Annotated in this window: 11 protein-coding genes; 4 read left to right on the top strand and 7 right to left on the bottom strand. The window is 57.4% G+C overall.

Annotated features, from left to right (window positions below; translation table 11 throughout):
* Positions 1-2 precede the first annotated feature (2 nt).
* From HMPREF1631_RS03270 to HMPREF1631_RS03260, 3 genes are all read right to left on the bottom strand, one after another.
* The gene (locus tag HMPREF1631_RS03270; RefSeq protein WP_034232413.1) at positions 3-956 is read right to left on the bottom strand and encodes an ABC transporter permease; all 954 of its coding nucleotides are present in this window, start codon (positions 954-956) and stop codon (positions 3-5) included.
* Positions 957-976: 20 nt separating this feature from the next.
* Positions 977-1,903 (bottom strand): ABC transporter permease, encoded by a 927-nt coding sequence (locus HMPREF1631_RS03265; RefSeq protein WP_034232409.1) that lies wholly within the window; start codon positions 1,901-1,903, stop codon positions 977-979.
* A 137-nt stretch (positions 1,904-2,040) separates the two neighbouring features.
* The gene (locus HMPREF1631_RS03260; RefSeq protein WP_156956212.1) at positions 2,041-3,690 is read right to left on the bottom strand and encodes an ABC transporter substrate-binding protein; all 1,650 of its coding nucleotides are present in this window, start codon (positions 3,688-3,690) and stop codon (positions 2,041-2,043) included.
* A gap of 364 nt (positions 3,691-4,054) precedes the next feature.
* Between HMPREF1631_RS03260 and lipB the strand changes: the two genes are divergently transcribed.
* Both lipB and HMPREF1631_RS03250 read left to right on the top strand, forming a co-directional pair.
* Positions 4,055-4,873 carry a lipoyl(octanoyl) transferase LipB gene (gene lipB, locus HMPREF1631_RS03255; protein WP_084707380.1) on the top strand — a complete coding sequence of 273 codons (819 nt, stop codon included), beginning with the start codon at positions 4,055-4,057 and terminating at the stop codon, positions 4,871-4,873.
* Entirely contained in the window at positions 4,870-5,940 is a 1,071-nt protein-coding gene (locus HMPREF1631_RS03250) for a lipoyl synthase (protein WP_034232403.1), read from the top strand. Before lipB ends, HMPREF1631_RS03250 begins: the two co-directional genes overlap by 4 nt.
* 9 nt (positions 5,941-5,949) lie before the next feature.
* On the opposite strand, the gene HMPREF1631_RS03245 is transcribed toward HMPREF1631_RS03250, so the two are convergent.
* From HMPREF1631_RS03245 to HMPREF1631_RS03230, 4 genes are all read right to left on the bottom strand, one after another.
* Positions 5,950-7,575 (bottom strand): class I adenylate-forming enzyme family protein, encoded by a 1,626-nt coding sequence (locus HMPREF1631_RS03245; RefSeq protein ID WP_034232400.1) that lies wholly within the window; start codon positions 7,573-7,575, stop codon positions 5,950-5,952.
* Complete coding sequence (locus HMPREF1631_RS03240; RefSeq protein ID WP_034232397.1) at positions 7,575-8,888, bottom strand: M18 family aminopeptidase; 1,314 nt, start codon at positions 8,886-8,888, stop codon at positions 7,575-7,577. The genes HMPREF1631_RS03245 and HMPREF1631_RS03240 overlap by 1 nt, the downstream gene beginning before the upstream one ends.
* A gap of 9 nt (positions 8,889-8,897) precedes the next feature.
* Positions 8,898-9,665: a hypothetical protein gene (locus HMPREF1631_RS06795; protein ID WP_156956211.1), complete on the bottom strand. Its 768-nt coding sequence runs from the start codon at positions 9,663-9,665 to the stop codon at positions 8,898-8,900.
* Between the two features lie 107 nt (positions 9,666-9,772).
* Positions 9,773-10,243, bottom strand: a complete 471-nt coding sequence (locus HMPREF1631_RS03230) for a protein-tyrosine phosphatase family protein (protein ID WP_156956210.1) — start codon at positions 10,241-10,243, stop codon at positions 9,773-9,775.
* Positions 10,244-10,496: 253 nt separating this feature from the next.
* On the opposite strand from HMPREF1631_RS03230, the gene HMPREF1631_RS03225 reads away from it, so the two are divergent.
* Both HMPREF1631_RS03225 and trpB read left to right on the top strand, forming a co-directional pair.
* Positions 10,497-10,895 carry a DUF4870 domain-containing protein gene (locus HMPREF1631_RS03225; protein ID WP_156956209.1) on the top strand — a complete coding sequence of 133 codons (399 nt, stop codon included), beginning with the start codon at positions 10,497-10,499 and terminating at the stop codon, positions 10,893-10,895.
* A 227-nt stretch (positions 10,896-11,122) separates the two neighbouring features.
* On the top strand, positions 11,123-12,493 hold the full coding sequence (trpB, locus tag HMPREF1631_RS03220; RefSeq protein WP_052047014.1) for a tryptophan synthase subunit beta: 1,371 nt from the start codon (positions 11,123-11,125) through the stop codon (positions 12,491-12,493).
* Positions 12,494-12,583 lie beyond the last annotated feature (90 nt).

Below are 12,583 nucleotides of genomic sequence, written 5' to 3'. Positions count from 1 at the left end.
TTTTACCGTTTCCTCATCTTCGGATCGAGCGCATCGCGTACGACATCGCCCATCATAATAAAGCTGAGCACCGTCAGCGCGAGCGCTCCGGCCGGGTAGAAGAGCACTGCCGGCTGCACGCGCAGCGATACCTGTGCACGCGAAATATCCCCGCCCCACGAAACTATGTCTGCCGGCAGACCGACACCGAGAAACGACAGCGTGGCCTCTGCCACGATAAACGTTCCCAACGCCACCGTGGCGTACACAATCATCGGCGCGGCCGCATTGGGCACAATATGCCGCAGGATAATACGCAGCCGGCTTTCGCCCAAAGCCTGTGCCGCCGTCACGAACTCTTCCGTTTTGGTCTGCATTACCGCGCCGCGCGTGATCCGGGCAATCGAAGGCCATCCGAACACCGCCAGCACAAGCACCACGGTAAAAGTGGTTCTGTTGTCGTGGAACATCTGCATTACGACGATTCCCGCCAGCAAAAAAGGTACCGCGAAAATAATATCCGTCAGCCGCGAAAGAACCGCGTCCGCAATTCCGCCGAAATACCCTGCCAGGGTGCCGAGCAGCCCGCCGATAAGAACGACTGCCGCAGTGGTAAGGATTCCCACGCTTACCGAGGCCCGTGCGCCGTAAACCGTACGCGCAAAAATATCGCATCCCTGCCGGTCAAAACCGAAAGGATGGCTCACCGTGGGAGACGCCAGGGAGTGGGACAGTTCGCAGAATTTCGGATTTACGGATGTGAACAGCGAGGGAAACGCCGCCAGGGCCAAAGCAAGGAGAATAATTACTCCCGCGACCCAAAACAGCACACGCCGGCGTAGGTATTTCCACGCTTCCCCCCACATCGATGCGGGCAGCGAATCATCGGATACGGCATCCACGGCGCCCAGACCGGTTTCGTCCGTGTCCGATACGAAATGCTCCTGCCCCGGATAAATCAGATTGTCTTTTCTCATGTTTCTGTGCCCCTTTTCCTCTACTCGTAACGGATTCGCGGATCAAGCAGGGCGTAAAGCAAATCCACAAGCAGATTGGCAAAAATGTAGACCAGCACGAGCACCGTGGTAAAAGAAACCACGGTGGCAGGTTCGCCTTTTACGATGGCCTGATAGATGTTTCCGCCGACGCCGTTAATCGCAAAAATTCCTTCGGTCACAATCGCCCCGCCCATCAGTGCGCCCAAATCGGCGCCGAGAAATGTGGCGACGGGAATCAGGGAATTGCGCAGCACATGGTTCGTAATAACTCTCCTGCGCGACAGACCTTTGGCGTATGCCGTGCGCACATGGTCGGCAAGAAGCGTTTCCGACACGGACTGGCGCGTAAGGCGAAGCACATAGGCGAAAGACACGGCACCCAGCACAACCGCGGGCATCAGCAGACTCGTGAATGTGGCATTCCCGCCCACGGTGGTGGGCAGCCACCCCAGTTTTACACCGATCAGGAACTGCATTACAAATCCGATCACAAACGTGGGAACGGCAATCACAAACAGCGAGACGACCAGAACGGTGGCGTCAAATACGCCTCCGCGCTTGAGCCCGGCAACAGTGCCGAACAGAACGCCGAATACGCCTTCAAAAAATAAAGCCATAAATGCCAGTTTGATCGTGACGGGGAATGCGGACGCCATCACTTCGGTCACTTCGCGTCCGCTGAACGTCAGTCCGAAGTCCAGCGAGAGCACGCCCTTGAGATACAGCAGATACTGCACAATAAAGGGCCGGTCAAGATTATAGCGTTTGCGCAGGGCATTGGCGGCAGCTTCAGACAGTCCGCGGTCTCCGCCCAGTGCCTGGATCGGATCGCCGGGCATCAGAAACACCAGCGCATAAATCAGCAGAGTGGCTCCGATTAAAACCGGGATAATCTGCAGAAGCCTGCGCCCGATATAATGCAACATCGGAGCCTCCTTGTATTTTTAATGTTTTAGTCTAAGTTTACCCAAAAAAAGGTAAATATAGAATTGAGGCCTGAACACAAGCCGTATTCAAGCCTCAATTCTTTTACTTACAAAGAAAACAGAGCCTAAAGTACCAATTACTTTGTGATCTCTTCGTAAATCGGCTTCGACTTCCAGTTGAACTTTACGTTCTTCACGCCGTCGGCCCAGCCGCCCGCTACGTTCGAATACCACAGCGGGAATGCCGGCAGATCCGTCAACAGCATCTCCTGGGCCTGATCGTAGAGCTTGTTGACCGCCGCCGAGTCGGAAGTGTTGAGCACTTTCTTCAGCAGGGCATCAAACTTCGGATTGGAGTAATCGCCGTCGTTTGCGCTTCCCTTCGTCGCATAGAGCGGACCGAGGAAGTTAAACGGGCTCGGGTAATCGGCCTGCCAGCCGGTACGGAAACCGGTCTTGATCTTGCGGTTTGTGACGTCGTCGCGCAGTGACTTGAAATCTGCGTAAGGCGCACCCTTGGCGTCGATTCCCAGTACGTTCTTAACCGAATTCGCAACCGCGTCCACCCATGCCTGGTGGCCTCCGTCGGAATTATATGCAATGGCAAACGAACCGGACCACGGCTTGATCGCATCCGCCTTCGCCCACAGTTCCTTTGCTTTCTTCGGGTTGAACTTCAGCACTTCGTTCCCCTTGAGTTTGCCGTTATGCCCGGGGATCACGGGAGAGACGAAGTCGGTTGCGGGGGTACGGGTTCCCTTGAAGATGGTCTTTGTGATTTCCCCGCGGTTAATTGCCATCGAAATTGCCTGCTTGCGCAGCTTTCCTTCTTCACCCTGGAAATGCTCCAGGTTTGCCGGCAGGGTAAAGCTCTGGAAAATTGCCGAGGCCTTGTTTACCGAACGGCCGGCGAGATCCTTCTCAAATGTGCCGAATGCGGAATCGGGCACCGCGTCGAGCACATCAAGATTACCCGCAAGCAGATCATTGTACGCGGCATCCAAGCCGGCGTAGAACTTCAGCGTCAGACCGCCGTTCTTCACCTTGCGCGGACCGTTGTACTTCGGATTGGGCACAAGGTCGATCTTTACGTTGTGCTCCCACGAGCCTTTCTTTACCATGTACGGACCGTTCGACACCGGCTGTTCGCCATACTTGGCAACGGTTGCCGGATCGCCCAGACCGGACTTCGGAAGCGGGAAGAATGCGGAATATCCCAGGCGGAGCGGGAAATCGGATTCGGGCTGCTCCAGTTCAACGGTAAAGGTTGTGTCGTCTACCACTTTCAGGCCGGACATATTCACTTCCCCGACACCGGAGGGCCTCTTTTCGTTCACGGCTTTCTCGGCATCGGCCAGTGCCTCCCCGTATCCCTTGATGCTCTCAAAGAACGAGGCGTTGTTCATGTTCTGCTTCACGGCCTGGTTCCAGGCGTCGACGAAGGAAGACGCGGTAAGCGGGGACCCGTCGGAGAACTTCTGGTTCTTCTTGATCTTAACGGTGTATTTTTGGTTGTCTTTCGTCTCAATAGACTCGGCAACGTCGGGCTTCGCTTCGCCCTTCTCGTCATAATACTGCAGACCCGCAAATGCGACGTCCACAATACTGCCGCCGCCGACCTCGTTCGTATTCGCCGGAACAAGCGGATTCTGCGGCTCGGAACTGTTTGCCGTAATTACGGCGTCTGTCTTGGCGGCAGACTTTGTCTCGGTCTTGTCCGAGGAACATGCCGTAAGGGCAAACGGCAGAACCATCGCCGCCGCGGCAAATTTGCGTAGATTTTTCATCTCTCCCCCCATCTGAAGGAATCGGGTGTTTAACCGCGGGATTGTCTCCTGCGGATCAATATCCCATTGATACACGGGTTATCTTGGGGAAGAGTCTATAGTAAATCCCGCAGGGAACGCACATTACGTATCGCTATGTGAGAAAGCCTCTGCGCCCATTCGGATAAAAATCACTTTTCCCTTTAAAACAGCCGAAAAACGGCAGTTCGCCTCTGTTGTTTTTTATGCTTGTTTGTGTAAAAATATGCAATTTATCTGTGATATATTTCTCAGATCAAACCCATTTTCCGCCTGTTGCGCAAAACACGGAAAATTTCGCACCCCTGAAGTCGCGGGGAGAAAAAAAGCGCGTTAGTCTTAACGTGTGCACATCCTAAACCTACTCCCTCAGGGACCTTTGCCCTATTTGGACGTTGACGCAATTCAGCGGTATATCCACCGCCTTGTGAGTACAACGTCCCACCCCGATACGTTCATTGTGTGGGAAGCGTCCGACACCTACACGGCAGGCAGGCGCACAAAGCCCGCCGACATCCCGGACCCCACCGTTGCGGTAATCCGGATGGACCGCGGCGGATCGGTTACCTACCATGGTCCCGGACAGCTTGTGATATATCCGATTATCAAAATAAACCCACCGGCAGACGCAGTGAAATTCGTGCGCGCCACGGAATCGGCAATGATTCGCGCACTGCGCACGATCGGCGTGGAAACCTCGGCCATAGCGGGCCGCTCCGGAGTGTGGGTGAAACGCAGAGGCGATATCGACCGCAAACTGTGCGCAATAGGAATCAAATTCTCCCGGGACACCACGATGCACGGAATGGCCTTCAACGTATTCACCGACCTGGCAAAATTTATGCGTGTAATTCCCTGCGGACTGGCGGACGCCGGCGTGACTTCGCTGGCACAAATCGGGGAGAAAGAAAATCTGCCCTGCGCACGCTACACTCTCCCGCAGGCAGCCGCCCTTCTTCTGCCCGCACTTGCCGAAGCCTACGCCCAATTCATTCCCCCTGCGCGCAAAGACGGGGCACTCACGCCCCTCAGAGAGGAAAAATATCTCGCCCGCATAGAAGAGGAGAGAGAAAAAGCGGCACACCTGCCGAAAATCGGCATCCCCCGCCTCCCCTCCGCGCAGAAGACGGAACAGCGGCAAAACACCGGAGAACAGACATCATGAACACATCCGCGCGGGTAAACCCCGACGGCAGAAAACTGCTGAGAGTCGAAAAACAGAATCTGCAAACCCCGATCGAAACCAAACCGGCCTGGATTAAAACGACGGCAGGCGTGGGAAAAGAATACGAGGACATGCGCCGGCGTGTGCAGGGGGCATCCCTGCACACCGTCTGCGCCGAAGCCAACTGTCCCAATATCTACGAATGCTGGCAGGATCGGGAAGCGTCATTTCTCATCGGCGGGGACATCTGCACCAGACGCTGCGACTTCTGCTTTATCAAAACCGGACGCCCCACACAGTATGACCGCGACGAACCGCGGCGCATAGCGGAACAGATCCGCGACATGAACCTAAATTACAGCACGGTTACGGGAGTAACGCGCGACGATCTGCCGGACGGCGCCTCCTGGCTCTATGCCGAAACGTGCCGCCGGATCCACGAGCTGTCTCCGCATACGGGCGTGGAGCTGCTGATCGACGACATGCGCGGAGGAGCACCCGCACTGCAGCAGGTATTTGACTCCCGCCCGGAAGTGCTGGCGCATAATTTGGAAACCGTGCCCAGAATTTTTAAGAAGATCCGCCCCGCGTTCCGCTACGAACGCTCTTTGGACCTAATCACCTTTGCTTCGGAAAACGGTCTGCTCACAAAATCAAATCTGATTCTGGGAATGGGCGAAACGTTTGACGAGGTTATCTCCGCCATGGAAGATCTGCACGAAGCGGGATGCGATATTCTCACGCTCACCCAGTACCTGCGCCCCTCGCCTCTGCACCACCCAATCGACCGGTGGGTGAAGCCGGGAGAATTCGTCGAACTGACCAAAATCGGTTACGGCATCGGATTTGCCGGAATTATGGCCGGACCGCTCGTCCGCTCTTCCTACCGCTCGGGCACTCTCTGGGCGCGGGCGATGAAAGCAAGAAACCGTCCCATTCCGCCGCATCTGGCAGGCATCGGAAACGGAGATCTGGTTTCACGCCAGGAAGCATCCTCGGTTCTTTACCGTATGCGCGGCCGGGAGAGAAAAACACATACGCCCTGCCGCGAAACGGGATGCGCATAGAGCGACCGGCTAAAGGCGCGCAAACACCTCGCGCAGCCGGGCAAAATCAACTTTTCCGTTTGCCGTCAGCGGCAGCTCTTCCAGGCACAGAACCTGCTTGGGAATTTTGTAGTGAGCTATTTTCGAATCCAGAAAAGCATAAACGTCTTCCTGCGACACAGGTGCGCACCCGCAGCGCATTACCGCCGCGCAGACCACTTTTTCTCCCCATTTGGAATCGGGAACGCCAAACACGGCCACATCGCTGAGACCGGGCATTGCCGAAAGCACCTGCGTCACTTCCTCGGGCGAGACCTTTTCCCCGCCGGTATTGATCACATTGTGTACCCTGCCGACAATCCAGAGCATACCCCGCCCGTCCAGACGTGCCAGATCCCCCGTGCGCAGCCAGCCGTCCGGAATAAGCTCCGCCGTCGCCTGCGGATCCTGCCAGTAACGCGTAATCACGCTCGGTCCGCGCAAAGCCAGTTCACCCTCCCCGCGCGAAGAATCCAGACCCGTGCCCGGATCAACCAAACGCGCCTGAATATGCGCAAAAGGCCGCCCGACAGAGCCAAGGCCGGGATCGTCTGCGGAAAGACAGAAACCGGAACCGGAGGTTTCCGTCATTCCCCACACGTTCACCGGACGCAGACCGTGGGCGCGCATTCTGCGCAGCAGTGCCGGCGCACAGACCGCACCGCCGATCAGCGCAAGCCGGAAAGAAGAAAGGTCGGTGTGCGGAAAATCGGGATGGTTCATCAGTGCCGCATATATCGTCGGCACTCCGAACATCATCGCCACCCGATACTTCTGCAGAGACTCCAAAACCGTGCCGGGGTCGAATTCGCGCACAATCACCACCGTGCCGCCGCTGCTAAACAGATCCATTGTGGTTCCGTTAAAACCGCCGATGTGCGTCAGCGGAGCCGTCACCAGCTCCGTGTCCGCCACGGAATACTCAAATCCGTCGCGGAAATTCTGCGAACCCCACCACATCTGTTCGTGCGTCAGACCGACCGCTTTCGCATTTCCCGTAGAAGCCGAAGTGAAAAGGATGGCTCCCAGACCTTCCGGATAACTGCCGCGGTTCAGCACTGAACCGGGCGAGTCCGCCGTCATGAAAGAGGCGGAAAATTCCTTCTCCGCAGTCTGCAGATACTCATCTGCCGCGCTGATCGGAATAAACCGCCGCGCCGGGAGGGGATCGGTCTGCCGGGCCTGCGGATCGTTGTCTATCACGCACAGCCGCAGATCCTGCACGGAAGACGCATAGGCGCGCAGAATCAGATTCGCGTTCACCGTCTCCGGATCGGCCACCGCCATTTTCGGACGGCACACCGCAAACAGACGTTCCAGCTCGGCGCCCGAAAGACGGTGCGAGACAGGAACCGTGACGGCGCCGATTCGCGCACACGCCACGTGCAGAAACAGGTGATACGGGGAATTACGGGCAATAACCGCCACCCGGTCGCCGGTCCCTATCCCCTGACGCTGCAGGAAAACAGCCAAGGCACGCGTTATAAGTGCCGATTCGCGCACCGTCCAATGCTGCCCGCCGTAGTGAACCGAAGGACGCTGCGGATGCATAACCGCGGCACGGTCCAGGGAACGGGCGGGATTAAACGACACCTGCGCAAAACACGCGCCGCCCACTATGCGCCTCTGTAATAGGCGGACAATATCTTTGCCAGGGCCAGCAGATCCGCCGGGGAAGAGATTTCCCGCACCGAATGCATAGACAGCAGAGGCGCTCCCACGTCGACGGTCACAATTCCGAGCTGCCGCGCGGTTGCCGGACCGATCGTAGAACCGCAGGGAACGTCGTTGTTCGACACGAATTTCTGATACCGCTGCCCCGCAAGAGTGCAGGCACGGTGCCAGAGAGCCGATCCCCGGGACTCGGTTGCGTAACGCTGATCCGCATTTATTTTCAGCAGCGGACCGGCACCCAGTACGGGATGATGGTCCGGATCGTGTAAATGCGGCTTATTCGGACTTACGCTGTGCCCGGCGTCGGCAGACAGACAGGAGGAATTGGCCAGAAGAACGAGCTGTTCATCGCCGTGCGCGCCAAGGGAAAGCGAGATCCTCTTCAGCACCTGCCGCAGAAAAGGTCCGTGGGCGCCGGAGAAACTTGCCGAACCGATCTCCTCGTGGTCGAAAGCGGCAAAAACAGAAATGTCGTTTCCCGCGCACTGCGGCGCATCCTCCCGCGGTGAAGCGGCACGCAGGTTCACAAAGGCCTGCAGTGCGGCAAACACCGAAGTCAGATTGTCCTGCCGGGAGGCGGAAAGAAAATCCGTGCCCGCAGGTCCGCCGAAAAGCGCAGGAGACTGGGTATCGTAGGTAAATATGTCGAATCCCACCGTTTTGCGGGGATCCAAATCCGCCCGGGCACAGAGAAAGTCAAATACGTCTTCCCTGCCCAGCGCCCATATCGGATGGCAGTCGCGCTGCGCGGAAAGTTCCGGAAGGGTATTATTGGCCGGGCGGTCCAGGTGCGGTGCCGTCTGGGGGATCGTCAGAATCGGCGGCGTGCGCACAAGACGCGTTTCGCCTTCCTCCGTCACCAGTACGCCGGCCAAACCCAGATCGCGGTTAAGCCACGAATTAAGCAGCGGACCGCCGTAAACTTCCACATTCGCCTGCGAGAACCCCTCGGCGGCGCTGTTCGGGTTGGGCTTGAGCCGAAATGCCGGGGAATCGGTGTGCGAACCCACGATCCGAAAACCGGTGATTTCCTCTGTTTTCCGCGGCAGCTGCCAGGCAATTACCGCACCCGCGCGCCGCACGTACCCGGCGTCCAAACCCTCCCACGGGCTGCGTTCGTCCTGCTCCCGAAAACCTGCCGTCCGCAGCACGGAAACTATTTCCCGCACGGCATGGTAGGAAGTTGGGGAAGAGGAAATAAACTGCGCAAATTCTTTTGCATACTCGGGGGCACCGACACCGTATAAATCTAACATGATTCCAGTTTAGCCCAGTGCGCCGAGAAGCAAAATCCAGGCGTCGTGCCCCGGACAGATTACGTCGTTGTGGTTGGCTTCCGCCACAATCGCCACATTAAACGGTTCCGCGGCCAAATCCCGGCTGCGCTGCACGGGAATGGTTTCGTCAAGTGCGCCGTGAATCACGTCCAAGCGGTATCCGCGCGAAGAAAATCCGTCCGCGCCGAGACGTGCATAGGCAACGGCCGGGTCAAAATCAGCATAGGCGTTCGGAACCTGCTGCGGCGATCCGCCCACCCAGCGCGCCAGATCGCTTTTTGCCGTGTCCTTAAACTCCTCCACGTCGCGCCGCAGATCAAAAATAGGGGCCAGCACCACCGCGTGCGAAGGCGCAAGATCCGGGTCAAACAGTACGTTAAGCACCGGAATGGAACCTGCGGAATGTCCCAGCCATGTCGCGCCGCGCAGCCGCCTGTGGCGCGTGAGCACCGACATATCCTCCATTGTTGCCGAAGTATTGCCCGCTATCCGTCTGTATTCCACGAGCGCAACCCGGTACCCGGCCTCTCCCAGAGCAAAGGCGGCCGGACGGAGATAGCTGAGTGTGCCGTCTTCGTGAAAAAAACCTCCGTGCACAAAGCACACCACTTTCCCGCCTTCGGGACCGTACCATTCGATAAACTGGTCCGGATGCACTCCGTAGCGCTCAATTTCCAGGCTCGCAACGTCAAGAGCACGCAGGTTATCCCGCACTTTCTGCTCCCGGCCTGAGTTTTCCTTCCCGGAAACGGGCATCTGAAACTTCCTTTTCACAGTCCGACATACGTGCGGATATTTTCCGCCTGTCGTTAAAGTTTACACTATCGGCACAAAAAGATACCGGTTTACGGATTTTTCCGTGGTTAAGCGCAGTTCTCGTTCGTTCTGGGGGAAAACGAAAAATCCATGATAAATCCGCGCTGCGCATGTGACTGCACCGACTGCTCGTTGTAGTGGCTGCGCACAAAGTCGATTGCCTCGCAGGCCGACATTCCCTCAAACATGGCAATCATGGCCAGCGCCGTGCCCGTCCGCCCGACACCGCCGCGGCAGGTAATCTCCACCAATTCGGAATCCGCCATCTGCCATGCCCCGTAAAGCTGCTCGGCGGCCTGTGCCGTGCGCCGGGGAAGCCGGTAATCCGGCCAGTCAATCATAATCCGCCGCGGATTGCCCGCGAATATGCTGTGCGTCGAAAATTCGCCCGGCGCCGCTGTGGTCAGAATGACGGAAACGGTGGCGTTCTGCTCCACGGGCAGACGCCATGAACGGCCGCGAATCCGCCGACCGGAGGGGAACTCTACCACACCTTTACCGGGTTTCCATTTTTCCATCACAACACCTTTGCGTCTTTCGATGCAAAACCACACCGCTCTTTAACGTCTCCAGTTTCGCACCGATTCTCCCGAAAATAACAGTTTTACGGATATTTATTAAGACATTTCACAATGTCCGCTCCCCGTCTTTTGGATCGGATCCGTTTACGGGGCAGACGGCGGACAGCCGGGCCCGGAGAAAACCGGGAGGCCGCGTACGCGGTAGGAGGAACGGATTGCACGGCCGGCTGCCGTATCCGATAATGTGCGTATGGAAGAATCGTTTGCACAGTGGTATCGCGAAGACGGCGAACCGGTTACCACGCCCGCGCAGCGCAAGTGGGCGGTGTGCGCACACGCATCCGCCCTTGTGGCAATGATCTGCACCGCAGGGTGGCTCGCCCTGATCGGCCCCCTGGTGATTTGGCTGATAAAATCCGACCCGTATGTCCGCCGGGCGGCAGCCGGATCATTTAATTTCAACATCGCAATGTGGCTGCTGTACGCCTTTGGATGGGTGTGCTTCGTCACAATAATCGGCATTCCCCTTGCCGCCCTCTGCTGGATTTCCTATCTCGTTCTTATGCTTTTGCACCACATTCGGGCGATTCGTGCCGCTTCCGCCGGACACCTGTACCGATACCCGTTCTCGGTCCGGATTCTGGAATAGGCCGTTTTCGGATTTGCGTCACGAATTATTTTGTGCTCTGATAAAAACATGTTGACGCAGAATCTTTTCCGGTGGTGGCTCGCATAACGCGGGCCGCATATCAGTCAACCTTTTTTCCGGTCCGCGAGGCTTCCCGAAAGCCGCGGGCCGTTTTGTTTTCCGGTTTACCCCTTTCGAGAATGCCGTTCGGACATTAAAGCAAATCAATTCCCGAAAGGACAGCAACAATGAACACCGCACAGACAGTTCCCCCGATAGAAAAACGCAACACGCTTCTCCCCGCATTTTTCGGCGAATACGGCGGCCAGTACGTACCCGAACAGCTTCTGCCCGTACTCGACGAGCTGGAAGCGGCTTACGCCGAGGCTGTCAACGACCCCGAATTCGTACGGGAACTTGCCTCTTTGCAGGCTAACTACCTGGGCAGACCAACACCCGTCACAGAGTGCGCGAATCTTCCCCTCGCGGGCAAAGGGCGCGGAAAAGCGCGTATTTTCCTGAAGCGTGAAGATTTGGCACACGGCGGGGCACATAAAGGAAATCAGGTACTGGCACAGGCACTGATCGCAAAGCGGCTGGGGAAAACACGCCTGGTTGCCGAAACGGGCGCAGGCCAGCACGGAACGGCAACCGCAATGGTTGCCGCACTGATGGGTATGGAATGCACCATTTACATGGGAGCGCACGACGTGGCACGCCAACACCCGAATGTGCAGAGAATGCGGCTGATGGGGGCAACCGTTGTGCCCGTTACCAGCAGTGACGGCGGTTCCATGTCGGACGCGATCAACGTTGGGCTCGGAGACTGGATTCAGCACCTGTCCACCACCCACTATGTGCTCGGATCGGCCTGCGGCCCGCACCCGTTCCCCACTTTGGTCCGGCATTTCCAGGCCGTAATTTCCAAGGAATCCAGGCAGCAGATGCTGAAACAGACGGGACGGCTTCCCGACGCGGTAGTCGCCGCCGTGGGCGGAGGTTCCAACGCAATCGGCGCGTTTGCGCAGTATCTGGAAGATCAGCCGGGGAACGAAAAAGTGCGTCTGATCGGCGTGGAACCGGCCGGGGAAGGGCTGGACACCGGAAAACACGGCGCTCCCCTGAACCGGGGAAAGGTGGGCATTCTGCACGGCAGCAGGTCTTTCGTGCTGCAGGACAGCGAAGGAAATGTGCGCGAATCCTATTCCGTTTCCGCCGGCCTGGACTACCCCGGTGTCGGGCCGGAGCACGCTTTCCTGATGGATTCAAAACGCGCGCAGTATGTGGGAATTTCCGACGCCGAAGCGTTGCAGGCATTCCGTCTGCTTTCGCGCTACGAGGGCATAATTCCGGCTTTGGAAAGCTCCCACGCCCTGGCATATGCGCTGAAGATGGCCGAGCATGCGGAAGAGACCGGCGAAGAAATCAATATTCTGGTCAATCTTTCCGGACGGGGAGACAAAGATCTGGAGTATGTGTCGAAGATTCTGGGCGATCTGCTTTACGCCGATCCGGCACAGACGCAGGTCACTTCTCCGCGTATTTCCCGTGTGCTGCAGGAAATGACGGAAGAGTCCAACGAACGGGAAGTGGGACGGTCCGTTTCTTCGGGAAGATAGGATAATCCGTTTCCGTGCATCCGGCTGCGAAGGCAAACCCGGTTGCCGCAAACGCGCGGCAGCCGGGTTTTTCAAAACTGATTCCCAAAC

The organism is Arcanobacterium sp. S3PF19 (assembly GCF_000758825.1).
GTDB lineage: Bacteria > Actinomycetota > Actinomycetes > Actinomycetales > Actinomycetaceae > Arcanobacterium_A.
The sequence above is the reverse complement of the archived record's forward strand: the minus strand, read 5'-3'. Positions and strand labels throughout refer to the sequence as shown.

Excerpts from the sequence above, each read along its gene's own strand:
- HMPREF1631_RS03240 (WP_034232397.1), bottom strand. The coding sequence starts at position 8,888 with ATGTTAGATTTATACGGTGTCGGTGCCCCCGAGTATGCAAAAGAATTT.
- HMPREF1631_RS03250 (WP_034232403.1), top strand. The coding sequence starts at position 4,870 with ATGAACACATCCGCGCGGGTAAACCCCGACGGCAGAAAACTGCTGAGA.
- HMPREF1631_RS03230 (WP_156956210.1), bottom strand. The coding sequence starts at position 10,243 with ATGGAAAAATGGAAACCCGGTAAAGGTGTGGTAGAGTTCCCCTCCGGT.
- trpB (WP_052047014.1), top strand. The coding sequence starts at position 11,123 with ATGAACACCGCACAGACAGTTCCCCCGATAGAAAAACGCAACACGCTT.
- HMPREF1631_RS03225 (WP_156956209.1), top strand. The coding sequence starts at position 10,497 with ATGGAAGAATCGTTTGCACAGTGGTATCGCGAAGACGGCGAACCGGTT.
- HMPREF1631_RS06795 (WP_156956211.1), bottom strand. The coding sequence starts at position 9,665 with ATGCCCGTTTCCGGGAAGGAAAACTCAGGCCGGGAGCAGAAAGTGCGG.
- HMPREF1631_RS03260 (WP_156956212.1), bottom strand. The coding sequence starts at position 3,690 with ATGAAAAATCTACGCAAATTTGCCGCGGCGGCGATGGTTCTGCCGTTT.
- HMPREF1631_RS03265 (WP_034232409.1), bottom strand. The coding sequence starts at position 1,903 with ATGTTGCATTATATCGGGCGCAGGCTTCTGCAGATTATCCCGGTTTTA.
- HMPREF1631_RS03270 (WP_034232413.1), bottom strand. The coding sequence starts at position 956 with ATGAGAAAAGACAATCTGATTTATCCGGGGCAGGAGCATTTCGTATCG.